The sequence below is a fragment of the Sphingomonas sp. LR59 genome, assembly GCF_036855945.1.
GTDB lineage: Bacteria > Pseudomonadota > Alphaproteobacteria > Sphingomonadales > Sphingomonadaceae > Sphingomonas.
The window spans coordinates 1,998,753-2,022,042 of the sequence record NZ_JASPFL010000001.1 but is presented as its reverse complement, the minus strand read 5'-3'; the positions used below and the strand labels follow the sequence as shown (position 1 = coordinate 2,022,042).

The 23,290-nt window shown below is 65.2% G+C and carries 18 protein-coding genes, 2 tRNA genes, 1 rRNA gene and 4 pseudogenes; 18 read left to right on the top strand and 7 right to left on the bottom strand.

Going from position 1 to position 23,290, the window contains the following annotated elements; genetic code table 11:
• The first annotated feature begins 108 nt into the window (after window positions 1–108).
• From rrf to QP164_RS09265, 8 genes are all read left to right on the top strand, one after another.
• Window positions 109–223, top strand: a 5S ribosomal RNA gene (gene rrf / locus QP164_RS09300).
• 84 nt (window positions 224–307) lie between these two features.
• A tRNA-Met gene (locus QP164_RS09295) sits at window positions 308–384 on the top strand.
• Window positions 385–989: 605 nt separating this feature from the next.
• A complete protein-coding gene (locus QP164_RS09290) occupies window positions 990–2,465 on the top strand; it encodes a putative bifunctional diguanylate cyclase/phosphodiesterase (protein WP_333922957.1) in 1,476 nt (491 codons plus the stop codon).
• Window positions 2,462–3,202, top strand: a complete 741-nt coding sequence (locus tag QP164_RS09285) for a LysM peptidoglycan-binding domain-containing protein (RefSeq protein ID WP_333922956.1) — start codon at window positions 2,462–2,464, stop codon at window positions 3,200–3,202. Before QP164_RS09290 ends, QP164_RS09285 begins: the two co-directional genes overlap by 4 nt.
• Window positions 3,202–4,878 carry a serine/threonine-protein kinase gene (locus QP164_RS09280; RefSeq protein ID WP_333922955.1) on the top strand — a complete coding sequence of 559 codons (1,677 nt, stop codon included), beginning with the start codon at window positions 3,202–3,204 and terminating at the stop codon, window positions 4,876–4,878. Before QP164_RS09285 ends, QP164_RS09280 begins: the two co-directional genes overlap by 1 nt.
• Window positions 4,879–4,895: 17 nt before the next feature.
• Complete coding sequence (locus QP164_RS09275) at window positions 4,896–5,747, top strand: type VI secretion system-associated FHA domain protein (protein WP_333922954.1); 852 nt, start codon at window positions 4,896–4,898, stop codon at window positions 5,745–5,747.
• Complete coding sequence (locus QP164_RS09270; protein ID WP_333922953.1) at window positions 5,723–5,899, top strand: hypothetical protein; 177 nt, start codon at window positions 5,723–5,725, stop codon at window positions 5,897–5,899. Before QP164_RS09275 ends, QP164_RS09270 begins: the two co-directional genes overlap by 25 nt.
• Before the next feature lie 32 nt (window positions 5,900–5,931).
• Window positions 5,932–6,651, top strand: a complete 720-nt coding sequence (locus QP164_RS09265; protein WP_333922952.1) for a PP2C family protein-serine/threonine phosphatase — start codon at window positions 5,932–5,934, stop codon at window positions 6,649–6,651.
• Between the two features lie 425 nt (window positions 6,652–7,076).
• On the opposite strand, the gene QP164_RS09260 is transcribed toward QP164_RS09265, so the two are convergent.
• From QP164_RS09260 to QP164_RS09235, 6 genes and pseudogenes are all read right to left on the bottom strand, one after another.
• A tRNA-Lys gene (locus QP164_RS09260) sits at window positions 7,077–7,152 on the bottom strand.
• Between the two features lie 155 nt (window positions 7,153–7,307).
• Window positions 7,308–8,372: a rod shape-determining protein RodA gene (gene rodA, locus QP164_RS09255; protein WP_333924224.1), complete on the bottom strand. Its 1,065-nt coding sequence runs from the start codon at window positions 8,370–8,372 to the stop codon at window positions 7,308–7,310.
• 38 nt (window positions 8,373–8,410) lie between these two features.
• A pseudogene (gene mrdA / locus QP164_RS09250) lies at window positions 8,411–10,482 on the bottom strand (penicillin-binding protein 2).
• Window positions 10,479–11,009, bottom strand: coding sequence for a rod shape-determining protein MreD (gene mreD, locus QP164_RS09245; RefSeq protein WP_333922951.1), 531 nt, complete (start codon window positions 11,007–11,009; stop codon window positions 10,479–10,481). The pseudogene mrdA and the gene mreD overlap by 4 nt, the downstream one beginning before the upstream one ends.
• A gap of 10 nt (window positions 11,010–11,019) precedes the next feature.
• A complete protein-coding gene (mreC, locus tag QP164_RS09240; RefSeq protein WP_333922950.1) occupies window positions 11,020–11,892 on the bottom strand; it encodes a rod shape-determining protein MreC in 873 nt (290 codons plus the stop codon).
• Between the two features lie 106 nt (window positions 11,893–11,998).
• Window positions 11,999–13,042, bottom strand: a complete 1,044-nt coding sequence (locus QP164_RS09235) for a rod shape-determining protein (protein WP_055878614.1) — start codon at window positions 13,040–13,042, stop codon at window positions 11,999–12,001.
• A 141-nt stretch (window positions 13,043–13,183) separates the two neighbouring features.
• Between QP164_RS09235 and mutL the strand changes: the two are divergent.
• Window positions 13,184–14,987: pseudogene (gene mutL, locus QP164_RS19855) on the top strand (DNA mismatch repair endonuclease MutL).
• 68 nt (window positions 14,988–15,055) lie between these two features.
• Here the strand turns inward: mutL and QP164_RS09220 are convergent.
• Window positions 15,056–15,859: a hypothetical protein gene (locus tag QP164_RS09220; RefSeq protein ID WP_333922947.1), complete on the bottom strand. Its 804-nt coding sequence runs from the start codon at window positions 15,857–15,859 to the stop codon at window positions 15,056–15,058.
• Between the two features lie 108 nt (window positions 15,860–15,967).
• On the opposite strand from QP164_RS09220, the gene QP164_RS09215 reads away from it, so the two are divergent.
• The 9 genes and pseudogenes from QP164_RS09215 to QP164_RS09175 all read left to right on the top strand — a co-directional run bounded on the left by QP164_RS09215 (window position 15,968) and on the right by QP164_RS09175 (window position 23,288).
• Complete coding sequence (locus QP164_RS09215; RefSeq protein ID WP_333922946.1) at window positions 15,968–16,222, top strand: hypothetical protein; 255 nt, start codon at window positions 15,968–15,970, stop codon at window positions 16,220–16,222.
• 154 nt (window positions 16,223–16,376) lie between these two features.
• Window positions 16,377–16,745 (top strand): 30S ribosomal protein S13, encoded by a 369-nt coding sequence (rpsM, locus tag QP164_RS09210; protein ID WP_056015521.1) that lies wholly within the window; start codon window positions 16,377–16,379, stop codon window positions 16,743–16,745.
• Between the two features lie 84 nt (window positions 16,746–16,829).
• Window positions 16,830–17,219 (top strand): 30S ribosomal protein S11, encoded by a 390-nt coding sequence (gene rpsK / locus QP164_RS09205; protein ID WP_031395237.1) that lies wholly within the window; start codon window positions 16,830–16,832, stop codon window positions 17,217–17,219.
• Between the two features lie 96 nt (window positions 17,220–17,315).
• Window positions 17,316–18,385, top strand: a pseudogene (locus tag QP164_RS09200) (DNA-directed RNA polymerase subunit alpha).
• Window positions 18,386–18,613: 228 nt separating this feature from the next.
• Window positions 18,614–19,036 carry a 50S ribosomal protein L17 gene (gene rplQ / locus QP164_RS09195; protein ID WP_056047937.1) on the top strand — a complete coding sequence of 141 codons (423 nt, stop codon included), beginning with the start codon at window positions 18,614–18,616 and terminating at the stop codon, window positions 19,034–19,036.
• A gap of 94 nt (window positions 19,037–19,130) precedes the next feature.
• Window positions 19,131–20,686 (top strand): annotated as a pseudogene (gene guaA, locus QP164_RS09190) (glutamine-hydrolyzing GMP synthase).
• Window positions 20,687–20,865: 179 nt separating this feature from the next.
• Window positions 20,866–21,690: a subclass B3 metallo-beta-lactamase gene (gene bla / locus QP164_RS09185; RefSeq protein WP_333924223.1), complete on the top strand. Its 825-nt coding sequence runs from the start codon at window positions 20,866–20,868 to the stop codon at window positions 21,688–21,690.
• 6 nt (window positions 21,691–21,696) lie between these two features.
• The gene (locus tag QP164_RS09180; protein ID WP_333922945.1) at window positions 21,697–22,350 is read left to right on the top strand and encodes a DUF969 domain-containing protein; all 654 of its coding nucleotides are present in this window, start codon (window positions 21,697–21,699) and stop codon (window positions 22,348–22,350) included.
• On the top strand, window positions 22,347–23,288 hold the full coding sequence (locus QP164_RS09175) for a DUF979 domain-containing protein (protein WP_333922944.1): 942 nt from the start codon (window positions 22,347–22,349) through the stop codon (window positions 23,286–23,288). Before QP164_RS09180 ends, QP164_RS09175 begins: the two co-directional genes overlap by 4 nt.
• The last annotated feature ends 2 nt before the right edge of the window (window positions 23,289–23,290 follow it).

Genomic DNA, 23,290 nt, shown 5'->3' with positions numbered 1-23,290 from the left:
TACCACTACAAACCTTGCACGGTATCGATTTTAAAACCCTGTCCCGGCGAAAGCCGGGGCCAGGGTACCCATAGCATTCCCCAACGTATCGTCGCACCGGCTCCATTGCCTGGTGGCTATAGCGTCGGTGTCCCACCCGATCCCATTCCGAACTCGGCCGTGAAACCCGACTGCGCCAATGGTACTATCGCTCAAGCGATGGAAGAGTAGGTCGTCGCCAGGCATTGAAGCCCGTGCGGCAATACGTAACACAGAACGCTTGAAACCCATTCACCATGTCTCATACCCCCTTCGCGAAAGCGAATGTCGCGGGGTGGAGCAGCCCGGTAGCTCGTCAGGCTCATAACCTGAAGGTCACAGGTTCAAATCCTGTCCCCGCAACCATCTACAATAGCCCCGCCCACAAAGCGGGGCTTTGTCGTGTCTGCCGCACACGCACCGCTCGCGAACTCCAGTATGCGGTAGCGATCGCCGTGCTGCTAGCGTTCCCAACCCTCGCTGCCCCCTCAGCGACGGCGCTCTCTCAGGTGGGCAAACAAACTCCATTCCCTGAGCGGAGTCTGTGCTCCGACCTTGATTGGATCGGTCGAAGTGATCGATGCTCATTTCGCAGCGTGGCTGAATACATGGCTTCTACCGATCGCGATGGGCGAACTCGGTTCGTGGCTTTTCGCAGGATCTATACCGACAGTCGGGTCCACGCGACGCCTCGGATTGGACAGGCGGCCGGAGACGATCATGCCGGCGTGAAAATCCCTGACGATGGTCCGAGGAGCGATGCGATGGCCTCGCCGTAAATCATCCTGGATTAACCGAACCGTATCATTCTGGTCGTTATTCAAACCGTTATGGCAATGTCCGTTACTTTTCCGCGATCCGCGCTTTGGCGATTCGGGTTCGCATGCTTGGCGATTGTCAGCCTTGTTTGCTGGACGCTTCGTGCCGGTCTCGCTCCCGTGGGTGCGATTCTCGGTGGTGCCGCGATCCTTGTGCTGAATCGCCTCCTTGCGCATTGGACCTGGTCTGCGCGATTGGCGCAACGGCTCGACGATCTGGCGGAAACGAGCGATGGGGGCTCGCTAGACGCGCGCGTGACCCGAAGCCTCGCGACGATCGCCGATAAGCTGCACGCAGTCGGGCATCGGACCGAGCACCGGCATGGCGTGACCGGATTGCCCACGCGCGAGCCGTTGATCTGCCGGATGAACGCGGACGGACACGGCGTCCTGGGTGTCGTCGGGCTCATGGATTTCGATCGACTATGTGCGTTCGATCCGGCGCTCGGCGAACGCGTATTGTTAGCGGTCGTCGATCGCCTGACCCGCATGTTGCCCGCCGACCGGCTGGTTGCGCATGTCGATCGCGCTAGCCTCGCAATCTGGTTCGGAGCGGAAGTAGCGGACGATGCCGCACGGACCGAACTCGACGTACTCGGCTATGCCTTGAGCGGCGTCGTAATGGATGGCGATCGCGAGATTCTACCTGAGGTTCGTATTCGGCAGGCGACGATGGCAGCGAACGGCCAATCGCAGGCGTTGTTGTCGCGAACGCTGGCGTCGCTGGCGTTGCAACCGGGTACGACGGCCGCGGTCGTCGAGCCTGCCGTCGATCCGGTCTCGGTAGCGCGAGAGCGCTATGCGCTCGAACAGGATCTGCGTCAGGCGGTGACGCGCGGCGAGTTCGAAATGCGCTATCAGCCGCTGATCGACGCCGGCGAGGGACGGGTCGCCGGCGCAGAATCGTTGATCCGCTGGTTTCATCCGACACGCGGCCAGATACCACCATCGCGCTTTGTCCCGGTGATGGAGGCGATGGGGCTGGCCCATGAAATTGGGATGTGGACGCTCAACGCCGCCGCACGCGAAGCGCGGGCATGGCAGGCACAGGCGCTAAGCTCGCTGCGCGTTGCGGTAAACGTGTCGGGCCACCAGCTCGATCGTGACGACATGGCCGCGCTCGTCGCGCGGACGTTGGCGCGACATTCGCTGGGTGCGGAGGCGCTCGAAATCGAACTGACCGAAAGCGTTGCGATGAGTGACGGGACGCGTGCGGCGCGGCTGTTCGATGCGCTGCGAAAGACCGGCGTGCGGATCGCGATCGACGATTTTGGTACGGGTTATTCGAGCTTCAGTACGTTGCGGACGCTTGCGTTCGACAAGATCAAGATCGACCGCGAATTCGTGACGAACGTCGACACGCGGCGCGATAGCCAGGCGATCTGCCAAAGCATCGTCGCGCTGGGCCGAGGGCTCGGTATCCGCGTCCTTGCCGAAGGGGTCGAGCGGCGCGCCGAGTATGAATGGCTGCTGCGGCACGGGTGCAGCCATTTCCAGGGCTATTATTTCTCGCCACCGCTAACCGGCGCGGATTTCGTCGCGTTTGCGCGCGACACCACCGGTCTCGCCAAGTTGCTGGCCATCCAACCGCGCATCCGAAGTCGGATCACCGAAAGGCTTACCGCATGACTCCCTCCTTCCGCACCACGACACGCGTTGGAGCGCTGATACTGACTCTGGCGATAACGGCCTGTTCGCATGGACCCAAGGCCGGGCCGCAACTCGCGCCGATCGCGACGACCACACCGGCGAACGAGATCGACACGATCCTGTCTCTGCTCGATCTGGGCGAGGTGGGCGCTGCGAAGAAGCGCATTGCCGCAATATTGAAGAGCGATCCGATGGACCCGTCGGCCCAAGTGCTGCGCGCTTCGATCGATGAAGACCCTAAGGCGCTGCTTGGGCCGACGAGCTTCGCCTATGTCACGCAGGCAGGCGACACGATGTCGGGGCTGGCGCAGCGGTTCCTAGGCAACCGCCTGAAGTCGTATCAGCTGGCGCGCTACAATGGGATCGCCAAGCCCGCCGACCTTACCGCCGGGCAGACATTGCGCATTCCGGGCACGCTGCCACGTGTCCAAGTCCCCAAGCGGATCGAACCACGGTCCGCGACGCCTGCTGCATCGAAAGCCAGGTCCGCCGCACCGAAGCCTGTATCGGTTGCCAAACCGTCCCCCGTGGTGGTTAATTCGGGCGCGGCACGGCAGGCGCGCGTGGCGGGGCTCGCGGCGCTCAACGCAGGCAATGTCGCCCGTGCGGTAGGTCTGCTGCACCGCGCCGCCGCGCTCGATCCGCGGAACCCGGTGATCGCCCGCGACCTCGCGCGCGCCGAGCGGATCGCCGCTACCGTCAAGGCCCGCAAATGATGACCGAAATGCTGGGACGCTACCGGATTGACGGACGGCTGGGCGAGGGCGCGATGGCGGATGTCTATCGTGCCTTTGATCCGGGGATTGGCCGCACCGTCGCGATCAAGGTGCTGAAACCCGACTATGGCCGCGATCCCGAACTCGGCGAGCGCTTTCTGCGCGAAGCGCGCGCGGCAGGCGCCCTGAACCATCCGAACATCGCCACGATCTACGATGTCGGCGAAGCGCAGGGCGTCGCCTATATCGCCATGGAGTTGATCGAGGGGCAACCGCTCGACACGCTTCTCCAAGAGCAGGGTCGTCTGCCCTATGAGCGGGTGCTGGCACTGGGGCAGCAACTCGCCTCGGCACTCGATTATGCGCATAAGGCAGGGGTCGTTCACCGCGACGTCAAGCCATCGAACATCCTATTGTCGGCGGACGGCCGCACCGCAAAGCTGCTCGATTTCGGTGTCGCGCGGATCGGCGAGATCGACGTGTCGGGAGCGGAGGGGAGGCTCGCGCGGACGCAGGTCGGACAGATGATCGGTACGCCGCGGTATATGAGTCCCGAGCAGGCGCTTGGCATCCCGGTCGATCGACGCTCCGACCTCTTCTCGCTCGGTGTGGTGCTGTACGAGATGGTGACGGGCAAAGTCGCTTTCCCGGGCATGGGGCTGGCGACGCTTGCCATTCAAATCTCGCAGGAACGCGTCGAGCCGATCGCACGCTCGGTTGCCGATTGCCCACCTGGCCTGCGGTTCGTCATCGACAAGTTGCTCGCGAAGAAACCCGATCAGCGTTTCGCCGATGGCGACGCGGTGTATCAGGCACTGACCCGCGAGATTGCGGCAACCGGCGAAGCGTCGACGGGGCGGCGTGGCCTGCCGCTGAAGATCAAGCTGCCTCTGGCGCTCGTCACCGTTACCGCGATCGCACTGGTCGCGAGCGTGTCGTCGATTCTCGCGCGCGAACAGCGAACGCTTGAACATATGGCGATTGTTTCGGGCGGCTCGATTGCCGCCTTCGTTACCAGCAACACCGCGGTGTTGGCGGCCGACAATGCAGGCCTGGCACCCGAGCAGCAGGACTGGACCGCGCTGCAGGCGTTCGTCGCATCGGCGTCGCGCGATCAGGAGATCCGCGACCTGGCGGTCGCGGATACTGGCGGGATCGTGCGCGCCGCCGAGAACGTCAAGCTGATCGGTACACGCTATCGCGCGCCCGCGGGCGAGGCCGCGATCAGCGGGGATGCGGGCGTCACGGCCGCACCGGATCGTGGGACGGGTGCCGGGCTGCGTTTCGTCCGACCGATCCGCTATGCCGGAGCCCGGTTCGGCACGGTCGATCTGGTGCTACGCCGGGCCGCGCTCGACGCCGCGATCGACAATGCGAGAACGCTGCTGATGGTGCTGTCGCTTGTCATCATGGGCGTTGTGCTGGTGATCGGCTATCTCAGCGGCGCGATGGTCGCGCGGCCATTGGCACGATTGCGGAAAGCGCTCGACGAAGCGGCAAAGTCCGATTTCGGCCTGCGCATCTCGCATCGCCGCCGCGACGAATTCGGCGCGGCGTTCGATGCCTTCAACCGTGCCGCCGCCGCGGTCGAACCGCATCTGGCTGGCACGGGCGCGCAGGCCGACAGCGCCATGCTCGCCACGCGTGTTGCGCCGTCTCCCCGTCTGGCTGCCTGAGGATCGTCTCTATGTACATGTTGCAGCTTTTCGATACGGATGACGTGATCCAGCCCCTCGACGTGCGGCTGATCAGGGAGGGCCTGCTGACGATAGGGCGGGATGCCGATGCCGACTGGCCGATTGCCGACCCCGATTGTGCCTTGTCGCGCGCGCACTGCGAATTGAGCGTCGATCGCGATGGCCTGACGCTGCGCGCGCTGGGGGCGAACGGGGTGTTCGACGCCGATACGGGCGAGCGTTTTCCGCAGGCGATCGACGTGCTGCTGCCGGTGCCGAGCGCGCTCCGGCTTGGGCGGTTCAAGATGGTCGCTACGCATGCACCGCACGGCGACATCGAGGTCGATGGCGCGCTGACCATGGTGTTGACGCCGCCGCTCGGCTCTTCCGTCGACGTGCCGAGCGACTGGGTCGATGCCAGCACGCCGCACGTTGCCGGCGAGGGATCGCTGCTCGAGGCGTTCTGCGAGGGCGCCGGGCTCGATTGTTCGCTGTTGTCTGCCGAGGAGCCGACCGAGATCATGCGACGGGCGGGGGCGGTGTATCGACAGATGGTGCTGGGCATTGGTGATCTGATGGCGGAGCGCGACCATGCGCGCGGGCGTTATCAGCTGACCCGTACGACGATCAGCGGCGCGGACAATAATCCGTTCAAATGGGCACCGACGCAGCGGCTTGCGATCGACCTGCTGCTCGCGGAGTCGACGGGGTTCTTATCGGGACCCGCAGCGCTGAAGGCCTCGTTTCGCGATGTGAAGCGGCATCTCGTCGCAACCTTCGCGGGCTTGCAGGAAGCCTTCGCGCGGCGATCGGAAGTTTTGCGCCTGCGGTGCTCGACGCAGCGGTGGCAGACCGCGTTACGATGCTGAAGAGCCGTGCGGGCTTGCAGATGGCGGAGGTGGCTGAGCGTCACGCCGATTTGACGCGACAGATCGCGGAGTCCGCGCCGGGGTCGCTCGATCGCGCCTTCGCGGTGGCCTACGACGCCACCGACTCTGCGATGGCGCGTGACAGCGTATGAACCTCGGCGGTCTGCTGCGTCGCAAGGCGCGTATGGTTCCGGTCAGGGTCTGTCCCGCCGATTATCGATCGGAGGGGCGGACGCACGTTGGGCGCGTGCGGGCGGTTAACGAGGATCGGCTCCTCGACCGTGCCGACCGGGGTCTTTGGGCGGTGGCCGACGGTATGGGCGGACACAGCGGAGGAGCAGCGGCAGCGACCACCGTCGTGCGGATGCTCGATGCGCTGGCGGACGATCCTCGACCGATCGACGATGCCCGTTTGCGCGACGCGCTCGCACGCGCAAACCGCGCGATTCATCAAGACGGCAGCGCCGACGCGACTAGCGGTGCGACGGTGGTGGTCGCGCTGACCATGGGACCGACCGCGGTGATCTGCTGGGCTGGCGACAGTCGCGCCTATCGCATTCGCGGCGGGCGCGCCGAGCAACTGACGCGTGACCATAGCGTCGTGCAGGAGATGATCGATGCAGGCGTATTGAGCGCGGCCGCGGCGGAGCGGCATCCGCAGGCGAATGTCGTGACGCGCGCGCTCGGTGTTGCGCCGACGGTCATCGTCGACAGCGTGCGGGTCGCGCTGGAACCGGGCGATCGCGTGTTGCTGTGCTCCGACGGCGTGTCCCGGTCGGTCGATCCCCGCGATTTCGTCACCATGCCGGACTCGATAAGCGACAGTGCCGACCGGTTCCTCGCAAACGCCCTGCAACGCGATGGAAGTGACAATGCAACCTTGGTCGTGGTCGCTGTTTCGTGACCTGAGTGCTGGACATGGTCCGCTCCGCCGCGGCATCCATAGCGATCCTCGACTGCGGGAGGTTCGCTCGCTCGCGACCTGATCGCTTCGGGATTGGCGGCAACATGGCCCCAGTGTACCGGCTCTGCGCGACTAACGGCTTCTAGTCAGATGCCGGGATGGAAAGTGGCGGCCGGTTGAACCCGGCGCATTCCCGCGGGCTCATGGGGCTGCCGATCGAGTGGGACGTTGACGCGGCAATGGTAACGCGATCGTTGGACCGGTCGCGCAAGGCTTCATCGAAGCCGTAACGGCCGCAGAGTCAGCGCCAATTCAGGGACAGGAAACCGCGATATGATCGCCAGTTTGTCGGAAAACGTTGTCGGTACATGTCGGCGGAACAAAGCCAAGCCGCCGATTAAAGCTAACGTTTTCTACATAAAAAATGGTGGACGCACTTGGGCTCGAACCAAGGACCCGCTGATTAAGAGTCAGCTGCTCTACCAACTGAGCTATGCGTCCATTCCGGGGCGGTTTTGAGTGGCGCCCTGGTGTGGCGCCCCGCTGCTGGAGGCGCGCTGTTAGCAGACTCATCGGGACCCGCAACCCCTTTTCGTCGATCCGAGTCCGTTTTCGTCAAATACGCCGTCTTTTTGCGAATTAGGCCGTTTTTCGACCTACCAGCCGACCGTCTTGCGGTTCTGGCGGTCGATCGACATCAGGATGCCGAGGCACAACAGCACGGTCATCTGCGCCGAACTTCCGAAGCTCACTAGCGGCAGCGGGATGCCGACGACAGGGGCGAGGCCCATCACCATCATCAGGTTGATCGCGACGTAGAAGAAGATCGTCGTCGACAGCCCGGCAGCAGTGAGGCGGCCGAAGCGGGTCTGCGCGCGCTGGCCGACCTCGATGCCCCAGCGGATCACCAGCAGGAAGGCGAGGATCAGCAGGCAGCCGCCGACCAGCCCCCATTCCTCCGCCATCGTCGCGAAGACGAAGTCGGTATGGCCCTCGGGGAGGTAGTCGAGATGGCTCTGCGTGCCCTGGAGGAAGCCCTTGCCCCAGATCCCGCCCGAGCCGATCGCGATCTTCGACTGGCTGATGTGATAGCCGGTGCCGAGCGGGTCGCTCTCGGGATCGAGAAAGATCAGGATGCGGTTGCGCTGGTAATCGTGGAGCAGGAAGTTGATCGAGAGCGGGATCGCCACCGCCGCCGCGATCGCGCCGCCGACGAACAGCCGCAGCGGGATGCCGGCAAGGAACATCACCGTCGCGCCGCCCGCACAGATCATCAGCGCGGTGCCGAGATCGGGCTGGAGCATCACCAGCGCCGCGGGGACGCCGATCAGCATCGCCGCAGGCCAGATCGCGCCGAACCGCCGCGTCTCGTTGGGCGGGAGCATGTCGTAGAATTTGGCGCAGGCGAGCACTATGCCGGGTTTCATGAACTCGGACGGTTGCAGGCGGATGAAGCCGAGGTCGAGCCAGCGCTGCGACCCGCCCGACACTTTCCCCAGCACCTCGACCGCGATCAGCGAGATGACGAGGATCGCATAGGTCGGCAGCGATCCCGCCTTCCAGACGCTCTCGGGGACGTAGGAGAGCCCGATCGCGCCGGCGAGCAGGACGAAGAAGCGGATGCCCTGCGACAGCGCCCAGGGGTGCAGCGAGCCGCCTGCCGCCGAATAAAGCACGACCTGGCCGAAACAGCCGATCGCGACGACCAGCAGGATGACCATCCACGGCAGCTTGGCGAGCGGTTCGGGGACGATGCGGTTCACGGCTGACGGTCCCTTGAGTCATCTTCGGCGACGGTATTACCGGGCGTGGTGAGGGCTTCCTGCGTCGCATTGGCCATATCGGTGGCGTTCTCGACCGCGGGGGCGTCGCTGGGCACGATCGCGTCGGTCTTGGTGGCGATCGCCGCTGGCGGCGCGGATTGTGCCTTGCGATAGGTCTCCGCGGTCGCCGCCATGCGCGTGCGGATGTCGCCGCCCCAGGTCGGTTCGACCTCGGCAAGCGACTTCAGCGCACGCTCGCGGTCGAGCATGTAGGTCATGATGTCGCGGCCGATCATCGGCGTGTCGAGATTGCGCACCGTGTGGCCGTTATGCTCGAGCACGACCGCGAGTGCGTACCGCGGATTATCGGCGGGCGCGAAACCGATGAAGAGCGCATGATCGCGCATCTTGAACGGCAGCTGCCCGTTCTTGAGCACGCCCGAGCGGCGCTCGGCCATCGTGATTCGGCGGACCTGCGCGGTGCCGGTCTTGCCCGCAATCGCGACGCCGGGGATCAGCAGTTTCGCCGCGCCGCCGGTGCCGCCTTGGTTGATCACGCCGAACATCGCATCGCGGACGCGCGCGAGATGCTCGGAATCGATCGCGAGGGCAGGGAGTCGCGGTGGACTTGGGCGGCAAGGATGCTCGGCTGCAACGCGCGTCCCGAGGCGAGGCGCGCGGCCATCACCGCAAGCTGCAACGGATTGGCGAGCACATAGCCCTGGCCGATCGACGCGTTGAGCGAATCCGCGACCGTCCAATCGTGCTTGTACTTCTTCAGCTTCCACGCCGGATCGGGCACCGTGCCGTAGCGCTGCGTCGAGAAGGGCAGGTCGAACTTCTGGCCCATCCCCAGCGTGCGCGCGATCGGCGCGATCGCGTTGTAGCCGACCCGCCGCGCCATCTCGTAGAAATAGATGTCGCAGCTCTGCATGATCGCGTTCTTGAGATCGAGCGGACCGTGGCCGCTCTTCTTGTGGCAATGGAACACGCTGGTCCCGAGCCGCATCGCGCCCGAACAATTGACGCGCGTCAGCGGATCGACGCCGGCGTTCATCAGCGCGAGGCCGTTCATCGGCTTGACGGTCGAGCCCGGCGGATACAGCCCCTGCGTGACCTTGTTCATCAGCGGCACGTGATCGTCGTCGCTCAGCATCTGCCATTCGAGATGGCTGATCCCGTCCGAAAAGCTGTTCGGATCATAGGCCGGCATCGACACCATCGCGAGCATCTCACCGGTGCGGGTGTCGAGCACGACGACCGAGCCGGAGTTGGTGCCAAGCCGCCGCGCAGCATATTCCTGAAGGCCTGCGTCGATCGTCAGCCGCGCGGTCTTGCCGGGGACGTCGGGCTTGGTGGCGAGTTCGGCGACCAGCTTGCCGCGCGCGGTGACCTCGACTCGCTTGGCACCGGCGATGCCGCGCAGTTCGGCCTCCAGCATTTTCTCGAGCCCGTCCTTGCCGAGCTTGAACCCGGGCGTGACGAGCAGCGGATCGTGCGTCTTCTTGTACTGCTCGGCGTTGGGTACGCCGACATAGCCGGTCAGGTGCGCGACCGCGGCGCCCGCCGGATAGCTGCGCGCGAACCCGCGGGTGGGCGCGACGCCGGGCAGTTCTGGCAGCCGGACGCTGACCGCGGCGAACCGCTCCCAGTCCAGATTCTCCGCGACCTGCACTGGCTGGAACCCGGCGGCGTGTTCCAGGTCGATCGCGATCCGCTCGACTTCCTCGGGCGGCAGTTGGAGGATGCGGCCGAGCAGCGGCAACACGCGCTCCTTGTCGCGGAGGCGGTCGGGGATAATGTCGACGCGGAAATCGGTGCGATTGTTGGCGATCGGCACGCCGTGGCGATCGACGATCCAGCCGCGCCGCGGCGGCAACAGCGTCATGTTGACGCGGTTGCTCTCGGACATTGCCGTGTAGCGCTCGTTCTGCGCCACCGACAGCCACGCCATGCGCCCGGCGAGCAGCAGCCCGACGCCGCCTTGCGCCGCGCCCAGCATCCAGGCGCGCCGCGAAAAGCTGTACGCCTGCGACATCTCGGTGACGATCCGCGGGGTATTCCTCATTCGGCGCCGCGCTTGTTCTGGATCGCCGCGACGATGCGCGCCGCGAGCGGGAAGGTAAGGATCGTGACCGCGATCTGTGCGATCAGGATCGTATCAACATGCGCACCGACCGGCACCGCGATGAAGCGGCCGACGATGATGCACAACGCGATCAGCCCGCTTGCGATCAGCCAGTCCTGCCAGTGATCGCGAAACGCGAGCCGCTGTTCGATCATGTCGATCGCCACGAAAGCCAGCGACCAGAGCAGCACCGAACTGCCGAGTGGCTGCCCGCTGACGAGATCGTCGAAGAAGCCAAGCGGTGCGGCCGCCCAAGGCCGGAACGCGAACCGCGCGAGCAATCGCCACGCGAGCAGCACGACCAGCCCGAACGGCGGCAGCAACGGGATCGTCGCGATCACCGGGATGATCGTGACCAGCGATCCCGCGATCACCGTCAGCCACGGGATGATCCGGGCGCGGCTGGCGGGGAGCTTGGTCTCGAACGGCTTGTAGTCGACGCTGTCGACGACGCGGGCCCTGCTCATCGTGGCGCGCTCATTGCTGCGCCACCGGACGCGGCGGCGGCACGGGCATGAACATCCGCTCGACCAGCGCGAAATCGAGCGTGTCGGGATCCGCGAAGGCGCGCGCCATCACCGAATCCGAGCCCGCCTTGGTCACGCGTGCGACCGGCACGCCCGGCGCATAGATGCCGCCGGTACCGGTCGTCACGAACAGGTCGCCCGCGTTGAAGCGGACGTTGGTCGCGTTGACCGAGCGGATGTCGATCATCCCGTCGCCGCGCCCCGCCGCGATCGCCGGCATCCCGTCGCGGGTGCGGCGGACGGGCACGATGCTGTCGCCATCGCTGAGCAGCAGCACGCGCGCCGCATTGGGGCCGGTCTCGACGACGCGCCCGATCAGCCCGTCGGGCCCGCGCACCGGCATGCCCGGCAGCACGCCGTTCCAGCGGCCCGCGTTGAGCAGCGCATACCGCCGCCCGCTCGACGCACTCGAACTCACCAGCCGCGCAGTCACGACGGGATCCGGCGAACGGTCCCGGATCGCCAGCAGCGAGCGAAGGCGTCGGTTGTCATACGCGATCGTCCGCGCGCGCATCAGCAGCGCCCGCGTCCGCTCGCGATCGGCGCGCAGCGCGACGTTCTCCTGCTTCACGAAGAAGTAATTGCCGATCGCATCGGGAATACCCGAGATCGACGAGCCGACCGTCGCGAGCCCCGTCGACACCGGCGTCGTCACCCCCGCGACGCCCATCCGCAGCGCCGAAAACGCTGGCGGATTGAACATCGACGCGACGAGCAGCACCAGGCCCACCACCGCACCAGCGACGGCGAGCACATAGCCCATGAACACACCATATTGCCGACGCCGGGAAAACCCCGTGCGCCGGTCGCGGGCTGGCGCCATGCGCCTGTCCCCCTGTCTCGGGCGCCGCCGAACCGCGAGGGCCAGATCCCCCGCGACTCGGACGACGCGATTTCGTGTCCGCGTGTCTTAAAGCAAAACCAACCGCTTAGCCGCTCATCAGCACGCCGCGGAACAGCGGATCCTCGAGCGCACGACCGGTGCCGAGCGCGACGCAGGTCAGCGGATCCTCGGCGACCGTCACTGGCAGGCCGGTCTCGTCGCGCAGCACCTCGTCCAGACCCTGCAGCAGCGCGCCGCCGCCGGTCAGCACGATGCCCTGGTCGACGATGTCCGCGGCCAGTTCCGGCGCAGTGTTCTCCAGCGCGACGCGGACGCCCTCGACGATCGTCGCGACCGGCTCGCTGAGCGCTTCGGCGATCTGGCCCTGGTTGATCTGGATCTCTTTGGGCACGCCGTTGACGAGATCGCGGCCCTTGATCTGGATGATCATGCCGATGCCGTCGACCGGCGGCTTGGCGATGCCGACCTCCTTCTTGATCCGCTCCGCGGTGGCTTCGCCGATCAGGAGGTTATGGTTGCGGCGCACATAGGAGACGATCGCCTCGTCCATCTTGTCGCCGCCGACGCGCACCGAGGTCGTGTAGGCGAGGCCGCGGAGCGACAGCACCGCGACTTCGGTCGTGCCGCCACCGATATCGACGACCATCGAGCCGATCGGCTCGGTCACCGGCATGTCCGCGCCGATCGCGGCCGCCATCGGCTCCTCGATCAGCCAGACCTGCGACGCGCCCGCGTTCGACGCGGCATCGCGGATCGCGCGGCGCTCGACCTTGGTCGAACCCGACGGCACGCAGATCACGATCTCGGGCCAGCGCGCGAACTTGCGCGGGCCGTGGACCTTCTGGATGAAATACTTGATCATCTGCTCGGCGACGTCGATGTCCGCGATCACGCCGTCGCGCAAAGGCCGGATCGCCTCGATGTTGCCCGGCGTCTTGCCCATCATCATCTTGGCGTCGTCGCCAACCGCCTTGACGCGCTTGATGCCGTTGATCGTCTCGACCGCGACCACCGACGGCTCGTTCAGGACGATGCCGCGGCCACGGACGTAGACGACGGTGTTCGCGGTGCCGAGGTCGATCGCCATGTCGTGCGACATGAACTTGAAGAAACGCGAGTAGAAGGCCATTCAATCAGGGTCCCGTAATCCTTGGCCGCCGGACGGGCAGCCCATCGCACAAAAATCTCGCGTGGCCCGCCGGTGTTTAACTCACCGGGTGCTTGCGTTTGCGGGTCGCGGGATGCCGTCGCTTGGTCTAGACGCAAACCCATGTCAATACGGCGTCTCCCCGAGCATCTGGTCAATCGCATCGCCGCCGGTGAAGTGGTGGAAAGACCCGCCAGCGCGTTGAAGGAGTTAGTCGAAAACGCGATCGACGCCGGAGCAGGACGCATCGCGATTCTCCTCGTGGAAGGCGGCACGTCGCGGATCGAAGTCGCCGACGACGGCTGCGGCATGACCCCCGCGGACATGGCCTTGGCGCTCGAACGCCATGCGACCTCGAAGCTGCCCAACGAGTTTATCGAATCGGTCGTGACGTTGGGCTTTCGCGGCGAGGCGTTGCCCTCGATCGCCAGCGTCGCAAGGCTGACGATCGAGAGCCGGATCCGCGGTGCCGAAGGCTGGGCGCGGACGGTCGACAATGGCCGCGTCGATCGCGAAGGCCCCGCCGCGCTCCCGCCCGGTACGCGCGTGGTGGTCGAGGATCTGTTCGCCCGCGTTCCCGCGCGGCGCAAGTTCCTGCGCAGCCCCCGCGCCGAATACGCCGCCTGCCTCGACGTCGTCCGCCGCCTGGCAATGGCACGCCCCGACATAGGCTTCACGCTGGAGCATGACGGCCGCCGCGCGCTGTCGGCGACGCAAATCGAGGACCGGCCGGGCAGGGTGGCGACGCTGACCGACCGCGCGCTCGCCGACAATTCGGTCGCGATCGACCTCGAACGCGAAGGGCTCGTGCTCGGCGGCGTCGCCAGCCTGCCGACCTACAATCGCGGTATCGCCGACCACCAGTACCTCTTCGTCAACGGCCGCCCGGTAAAGGACCGCCTGCTGATGGGCGCGATCCGCGGCGCCTATGCCGAGATGCTCCCGCGCGACCGCCACGCGGTGGTGGCGCTGTTCCTCGATATCCCGACCGACCAGGTCGACGTCAACGTCCACCCCGCCAAGACCGAAGTCCGCTTCCGCGACCCGGCGATGGTAAGAGGTCTCATCGTCTCGGGCTTGCGCCGCGCCCTCGACGCCGCCGGCCACAGAAGCCAACGCGCCAGCGACTCCGCGCTCGCCATGTGGCAACCGGAAAACATCTCCTCTCCCCCGGGGGAGAGGAAGGGGCCCGTCCGCAAAGCGGATGGGAAGGTGAGGGCACGCCCCAAAGGCTCCCCTGGAGAGTAGAAGCTACGGCGCGGTCAACGACTCCCGCCCGACCTTCTTCGCCGCGCCCCCGCAGGCAAGAGCGGAACCCGCCTGGACACCCCCGCCCCAAACCGCTGCTTTTCCAATGGGCGTAGCAAGAGGCCAAGTCGCAAAAACCTACATAGTCGCCGAAGCCGAAGACGGCCTCGTCCTAGTCGACCAGCACGCCGCCCACGAACGCCTCGTCCTCGAACGCATGCGCGCAGCCCTGATCGGCGGCACCATAGCGAGCCAAGCCCTCCTGATCCCCGAAGTCGTAGAACTCGACGAATCCGCCTGCGACCGCCTGGAATCCCGCGCCGAAGAACTGTCGGAGTTCGGCCTAGACCTAGAACGCTTCGGCCCCCACGCCATGCTAGTCCGAGCTACCCCCGCGCTCCTCGGCCAAAGCGACCCCAAAGGCCTCGTCACCGACCTAGCCGACGAACTAGCCGCCTTCGACGAAGCCCTCTCCCTAAAGGAGCGCCTAGACGCAGTAGCCGGCACGATGGCCTGCCACGGCTCCGTCCGCGCCGGCCGCATCTTGTCGGTCGCCGAAATGAACGCCCTCCTTCGCGAGATGGAAGTCACGCCACACTCCGGCCAATGCAACCACGGCCGCCCCACCTGGGTGAAACTGGCACACGGCGACATCGAGAAGCTGTTCGGGCGGAAGTGATCACTGCACTGATACTATAACGGTTTGCGGTGTCGATCTCGAAGTTTTCGCCTTATGCTAGGTCCATCCTAAGCGAACGGTTGTAGCGTCGGCGCCGGCCCATCGTAAATCGGACGCATAGCATCCCAGTCGCCACGATGCCGTAAGCGCTCCGTTCGCGATCCGTTATAGTGTCCCCAAGCACCCAGCATTCGACCCAGGTAGTCTAGCTCCCCTTGTGACTTGGGAGCTTTGAAGACGTGCAGTTGCGGGTAGCCAGTGCGTTTGTCTGGCATAATAATTTTATGGCTCTCTATGGATGCCCAGACATTAGTGATGTGTGGATAGGGGTCAGCCGCGTTTTCGAACGCGTTCTTGAGCGTGTAGGCAATTGCGGAAGCGTCGATCATAGGCTCAGTATCGTTCATGAGTATAAGCAGGCCCCCAGCATTATTCAGGCCGATTCGCTCCTTAATAGCACCGATTTGGTCATTTGCTTTTTGAAGATGTCGACGTACCGCGCGCCCAGCCATGTCGATCATCATTTTGGCGATGGCATCCCGGTCGGGGAGTCCTTCAATTATTTTTGAAACGCCAACAGTGCCAAACACGATTGGCGCGTCCGGCTGAGCAAGCCGAGTTTTTAATCGCTGCTCGGTTCGATCGAGGGGGCTGGCATTCAAAGTTTTAAGTTCGGCAACGATACCACGTGAGCCCAGCAGATAGTCAGCCTTAGCACCGGAGCCATTGATCTGGTCAAAGGCGGCTCCGTCGAGGGATTCGGTCGACCGTTCACGTTCGAGAAATGCAACCATTCGTGCTTCCAAATCACCTGCCGGTTTCCCGATTGCAGCGAAGGACAGCAGGTCAATCGAAAGCTTATTCGTGATCATTGTTCACGGTACTCGTTCATCGCGCCGGTAGCTACCGTCCTTTAAGTATGCCTCGTGCAAGAGGCTGTGTCAGATAGTAGATGTGGTCTTTGCCGGTTGCCGCGGGCATTGGAGGCAAATGGACTCCTCTCCCTATTCGGCCTAGCCGCGGTATCCTTCACCCTGCTATGCTACGCCAAGGAAGCCGGGTCACACTGGTGGACGCTCGGCTTCGCGTTCGGGTGCGTGCTCGGGTCGATCTACGGCTTCCTCCAAGGCGCGTGGCCGTTCGGGGTGGTCGAGCTCATCTGGACGGTCGTCTCGTTCCGTCGCTGGCTCAAGCTGCGCCAGGCCGTGCTGCTCCACGCGGAACCGATCGCTTGACACTGCGTTCGCCCGCCCCTAGTTGAACTCTCCCCGACACGACGGTTCCGGCGGCGCTTGTTTGCGTTCGTCGCTATCGTGCGTTTCGGTTCATCGCTAAGAGATGAGGTCTGTGCAGCCATGCCGGACCTCGTGGAGCAGGAGAACCAAGTTCATGGCACGTATCGCGGGTGTTAATATCCCGACCAACAAGCGCGTGGTGATCGCGCTGACCTATATTCACGGCATCGGTTCGACCAAGGCCAAGGAAATCGTCGCGAAGCTCGGCATCGCCGACACCGCCCGCGTCCAGGACCTGACCGACCAGGAAGTCCTGCACATCCGCGAGACGATCGACGCCGATCACACCGTCGAGGGCGATCTGCGCCGCCAGACCTCGATGAACATCAAGCGCCTGATGGATCTCGCCTGCTATCGCGGCCTGCGTCATCGCAAGGGCCTCCCGGTCCGCGGCCAGCGCACGCATACCAATGCGCGCACCCGCAAGGGCAAGGCCAAGCCGATCGCCGGCAAGAAGAAGTAATCCACTTTTTCAGTGGATTACTCCGCCGGCGCTGGTCCCAACGGGCCGCCCGGCGTCACGCAGATACAGGTCAGGAAATACACCATGGCACGCGAACCTCAGCGCATTAAGCGGCGCGAGCGCAAGAACATCACCTCTGGCGTCGCTCACGTGAATGCCAGCTTCAACAACACCATGATCACGATCACCGATGCCCAGGGCAACGCGATCTCGTGGTCGTCGGCCGGCGCAATGGGCTTCAAGGGCTCGCGCAAGTCGACTCCGTACGCGGCCCAGGTCGCAGCGGAAGACGCCGGCAAGAAGGCCGCCGAGCACGGCGTCCGCACGATCGAAGTCGAGGTCAAGGGCCCCGGCTCGGGTCGCGAATCGGCACTGCGCGCGCTTCAGGCAGTCGGTTTCCAGATCACGTCGATCCGCGACGTGACCTCGATCCCGCACAACGGCGTGCGCCCTTCGAAGCGTCGTCGCGTCTGATTCTCCGCCTCCCGTGCGCGGTTGATCGCGCCGCACGGGTGTATTTTATTGGTCGGCGGACACACCCGTTCGCCGGCCCCCAAATTAGGGAAGCATGTGTCTGTCAACGCAAAGAACTGGCAGGAACTCAAGAAGCCCAGCGGCCTGGAGAAAAAGGCCGGTGGCGACACCAAGCGCAAGGCGACCTTCATCGCCGAGCCGCTCGAGCGTGGCTTCGGCCTGACGCTCGGCAACGCGCTGCGTCGCGTGTTGCTCTCGTCGCTGCAGGGCGCGGCCGTCACCTCGATCAAGATCGAGAACGTGCTGCATGAGTTCTCGTCTCTGGCCGGCGTCCGCGAGGACGTGACCGACATCGTCCTCAACGTGAAGCAGATCGCGATCCGCATGCAGGGCGAGGGGCCCAAGCGCCTCCAGCTCTCGGCAACGGGTCCGGGTGAAGTCAAGGCCGGCGACATCGCCGTCTCGGGCGACATCGAGATCATGAACAAGGATCTCGTGATCTGCCACCTCGATGATGGTGCGACGCTCAACATGGAGCTGACCGCCGACATCGGTAAGGGTTACGTGCCCGCGACCGCAAACCGCCCGGCCGATGCGCCGATCGGTCTGATCCCGGTCGATGCGCTGTACTCGCCGGTACGTCAGGTTTCGTACAAGGTCGACCCGACCCGCGTCGGTCAGGACCTGGATTACGACAAGCTGACGCTGACGATCGAAACCGACGGCACGATCACCCCGGAAGACGCAGTCGGCTATGCCGGTCGCATCCTCCAGGACCAGCTCGCGCTGTTCGTCCACTTCGATGATTCTTCGGTGACGCGTTCGTCGGCCCCGATCGGCCAGGCAGCCCCGCTGCCGGTGGTGCGGAGCCCGCAGGCGACACCCAGCAGATCAACCGTTACCTTCTCAAGAAGGTCGACGAGTTGGAACTGTCGGTGCGTTCGGCGAACTGCCTCAAGAACGACAACATCATCTACATCGGCGATCTGGTCGGCAAGACCGAAGCCGAGATGCTGCGTACGCCTAACTTCGGCCGCAAGTCCTTGAACGAGATCAAGGAAGTGCTGTCGTCGATGGGTCTTCGCCTGGGTATGGAAATTCCCGGCTGGCCACCTGAGAACATCGAAGAGATGGCCAAGAAGCTCGAGCAAGAGATAATGGGGTAAGTGGTTCGGGGCCGAGTAAGATCGGCCCTGACCTCTTGTTCACCCGCGAAGGCGGGTGCCCAGATTGGATTCCCGCCTTCGCGGGGAGACAATCGAGGGAAAGGCTGAGGGAGCGTCGTTGGCGTAACTTTAGTGTGACCTTTGGACTACGGCGATTGGCAGTGGCCGCAACACTGCCTGCTCCCGGGTACCTCATACGGCCCCTGAACGAACGAAAAGGTATCAAACATGCGCCATCGCGTAGGCGGCCGTAAGCTTCAGCGGACCTCGGCCCACCGTCTTGCTCTCTTCCGTAACATGAGCGCCGCGCTCATCAAGCACGAGCAGATCACCACCACCGTCGCCAAGGCGAAGGAATTGCGTCCTTACGTCGAGAAGCTGATCACGCTCGCGAAGAAGGGTGGCCTGTCCAACCGTCGTCTCGCGCACGGCAAGCTCCTCGACGATGCGCAGCTGATCAAGTTGTTCGACACGCTCGCGACCCGCTATGCGGATCGCAACGGCGGCTACACCCGCGTCATCAAGGCCGGCATCCGCATGTCGGACGCCTCGCCGATGGCCGTCATCGAGTTCGTCGACCGCGACGTCTCGGCAAAGGGCCAGGATTCGGGTCCGGTGATGTCCGACGAGGATTACAACGAAGCGGCATAATCCCCGCCTCGTACCAGTCGAATTGCAGGCCGCGTTTCCCATCCGGGAGGCGCGGCCTCTTTCGTTACGGGTCCCATCCGGCTATGCGCCCGACATGGAGCACCCAGACAGCATTCTCATCGTCGATTTCGGCAGCCAGGTAACCCAGCTGATCGCCCGCCGCGTCCGCGAGGCTGGCGTCTATAGCGAGATCGCCCCCTTCCAGTCCGCCGAGGCCGCATTCGACCGGATGCAGCCCAAGGGCATCATCCTCTCCGGCGGCCCCGCCTCGGTCACCACCGAGAACTCGCCGCGCGTGCCGCAGCGTTTCTTCGAGGCGGGCATCCCGATCCTCGGCATCTGCTACGGCCAGCAAGTCATGTCCGCACAGCTCGGCGGCAACGTGATCGTATCGGGCGACGGTGGCGAGTTCGGCAGCGCGTTCATCGAGGTCAAGTCGAACTGCGCGCTGTTCGACGGCCTCTGGGCCGAGGGTGAGCGCCACCAGGTCTGGATGAGCCACGGTGACAAGGTCGACGCGATCCCCCCGGCTTCACCCCCGTCGCCACCTCGACCGGCGCGCCCTATGCGATCGTCGCCGACGAGGCGCGGCGCTTCTACGGCGTGCAGTTCCACCCCGAGGTCGTCCACACCCCCGATGGCGGCAAGCTGATCGCCAATTTCGCGCGCCACGTCTGCGGGCTGAGCGGCGACTGGACGATGGCCGAGTTCCGCGAGACCAAGATCGCCGAGATCCGCGCGCAGGTCGGCAAGGGCCGCGTCATCTGCGGCCTGTCGGGCGGCGTCGACTCCGCAGTCGCCGCGGTGCTGATCCACGAGGCGATCGGCGAGCAGCTCACCTGCGTCTATGTCGACCACGGCCTGATGCGCGCGGGCGAGAGCGAGCAGGTCGTCAGCCTGTTCCGCGGCGCCTACAACATCCCGCTGATCCACGTGAATGTCGAGGAGCTGTTCCTGAACGGTCTCGCCGGGATCACCGACCCCGAGCTGAAGCGCAAGTTCATCGGCAAGACCTTCATCGACGTGTTCGACACCGAGGCGAAGAAGCTCGGCGGCGCCGAGTTCCTGGCACAAGGCACGCTGTACCCGGACGTGATCGAGAGCGTCAGCTTCACCGGCGGTCCGTCCGTGACGATCAAGAGCCACCACAATGTCGGCGGCCTTCCCGAGCGGATGAACATGAAGCTCGTCGAGCCATTGCGCGAGCTGTTCAAGGACGAGGTCCGCGTGTTGGGGCGCGAACTTGGCCTGCCCGAGATCTTCGTCGGCCGTCACCCGTTCCCCGGACCCGGCCTCGCGATCCGCATCCCCGGCGAAGTCACCAAGGAACGCTGCGACATCCTGCGCAAGGCGGACGCGATCTACCTCGAGGAAATCCGCGCGGCGGGGCTCTACGACACGATCTGGCAGGCGTTCGCGGTGCTGCTCCCGGTCCGCAGCGTCGGCGTGATGGGCGACGGCCGCACCTATGACAACGTGCTGGCGTTGCGCGCGGTCACCTCGACCGACGGCATGACCGCACAGGCGTTCCAGTTCCCGGGCGACATCCTGCCCCGCGTCGCGACCCGGATCATCAACGAGGTCAAGGGCATCAACCGGGTGACGTACGACTACACCTCGAAGCCGCCCGGCACGATCGAGTGGGAATAAGCTAGACACGGACTACGCGATCCTCCCCCGCCAGGGGGAGGTGGCTGGCTCTTGCCAGACGGAGGGGGAGGACATGATGCAGACGTTAGCGCCTACCGCCCCCTCCGTCAGGCTACGCCTGCCACCCCCCTGGCGGGGGAGGATCGTTAGGTCTTCGCACCAGATCACTTTTCGGCGCACTGGCTACCGCTGCCAGCGCTCCGCTGCTGCTAGGCGCGGCGGACCCGCCGGCCTGGACGCGCGCCCAAGTTCCGTTCCCGATCGCCGGCCCGATCACCTATGTCGGCAGCGAAGGTATCGCCGCTTACCTCATCAAGACCAGCGCAGGCGCGATCCTGATCGACGGCACACTCGCAGAGAATGCCGGCATGATCGAACGCAACATCGCCGCCGCTGGAGCACGCCCGCGCGACGTAAAGCTGATCCTGGTCACGCACGCGCACTTCGATCACGCTGCGGGTGTCGCTGCGCTCAAGCGCGCAACCGGCGCTCGCGTGGTCGCCGGCGCTCGCGATGTCCGCGCGCTCGAAACCGGCGTACCGCCCGGCGAGACCAACTACGGCGTCATCCGCTTCCCGCCCGTCCACGTCGACCGCGGCGTCGGCGATCGTGAAAAGGTCACGTTCGGCAATGTCACGATGACTGCGCGCGCGACACCCGGCCATACGCCCGGCTGCACGACCTGGACGATGCGCATCCCCGCCAAGCCGCGCCCGCTCGACGTCGTCTTCCCGTGCAGCGTCAGCGTCGCCGGCAATCGCCTGATCGGCAACCGCGCCTATCCCGGCATCGTCGCCGACTACCGCCGCAGCATCGCCATGCTGGGCACGTTGCACGCCGACATCGTCCTCCCGTCGCACCCCGAACTCGCCGACGTGATCGCCAAGGGCAAACGTCGCCAAGCCGGCGACACGACCGCGTTCGTCGATCCGACGTTGCTCCCGAAGATCGTCGCGAAGGCCAGGGTCGCGTTCGACGCCGATCTCGCCAAGCAGGCGCGCTGAACGACGATGCTGGTCCTTTGCGGCATCGCGGTGATCGTCGCGGGCTTCCTGCTCCGGTTCAATCCGCTGCTCGTCGTCGCCGTCTCCGCACTCGTCACCGGCCTTGCTGCTGGGATCGCCCCGCTCGCGATCCTTGCCGCGTTCGGGAAGGCATTCAACGAGAACCGCTACGTCACGGTGATCTACATCGTCCTGCCTGTTATCGCGATGCTCGAACGCCACGGACTCCAGGAACGCGCCCGGCTCGCGATAAGTAAACTCCGCGGCGCGAGGCTGATCGGCTACCTGCTGTTCCGCCAGTTCACCGCAGCCCTCGGCCTGACCTCGATTGCCGGCCCCGCACAAAGCGTCCGCCCGCTGGTCGCTCCGATGGCCGAAGCAGCCGCCGAAGCGCAGGGCGTCGCGCCCGGTGACGACCGCATCCCCGCGATGGCCGCCGCAACCGACAACATCGGGCTCTTCTTCGGCGAGGACATCTTCATCGCGATCGGCTCGATCCTGCTGATGAAGGGCGTGCTGGAGGGCTACGGCATCGTCATCCAGCCGCTCCACCTCTCGATGTGGGCAATCCCGACCGCGATCGCCGCGTTCCTGATCCACGGCTTCCGCCTCTGGCTGCTCGATCGCCGACTGGCGCGCGCCCGAAGATCCGCCAAGTGATCGGCACCGGCTTCATCTACGGCGTCGCGGGTCTGATGTTCGCAGCGTTCGCGATCCTGAGCGCGACCGATCGCACCAACCCAAAGCGCTTCGGTAACGCGGCGTTCTACGCGGTGCTGGCGATTAGCTTCCTGCTTGGTGGCAAGCTCGGCGATATCGGCAACGGCGTTCTCGTCGTCGCGCTCGTCGCGATCGCGGGTTCGGGCGCGATGGGGCGGGGCGGGCGTGCCACCACGACACTCGACGAACGGCGCGCCGAAGCCACGCGGCTCGGCAACCGGATATTCCTGCCCGCACTGATCATCCCCGCCGCGGCACTCGGCGGTACCGTCCTCTTCCGCGCATTGCCGAGCCTCGTCGATCCCAAACAGGCAACGCTCGTCGCACTGACCTGCGGCGTCCTGATCGCGCTCATCGCAATGCATCTCTGGTTCCGCCCCCGCATCGCGACACCGCTCGCAGAAGGCGTCAGGCTGATGGATGCGATCGGCTGGGCCGCCGTCCTACCGCAGATGCTCGCCAGCCTGGGAGCGGTCTTCGCGCTCGCCGGTGTCGGCGACGTCGTCGGCGGTCTCGCCGGCCACGCGATCCCCGAAGGGAGCCTGATCGGCGCGGTGCTCGCCTATACGCTCGGCATGGCGCTGTTCACGATGATCATGGGCAACGCGTTCGCGGCGTTCCCGGTGATGGCCGCGGCGATCGGCATCCCGCTGCTCGTGCGGCATTACGGCGGCGACCCCGCGGTGGTCGCGGCGATCGGCATGCTCAGCGGGTTCTGCGGCACGCTGATGACGCCGATGGCGGCGAACTTCAATCTCGTCCCCGCGGCGTTGTTGGAACTCAAAGACAAGAACGCCGTCATCCGCGCGCAGCTACCGACCGCGCTACCGCTGCTCGCGGTCAACATCGGGCTGCTTTACTGGCTGGGCTTCCGCTAGGC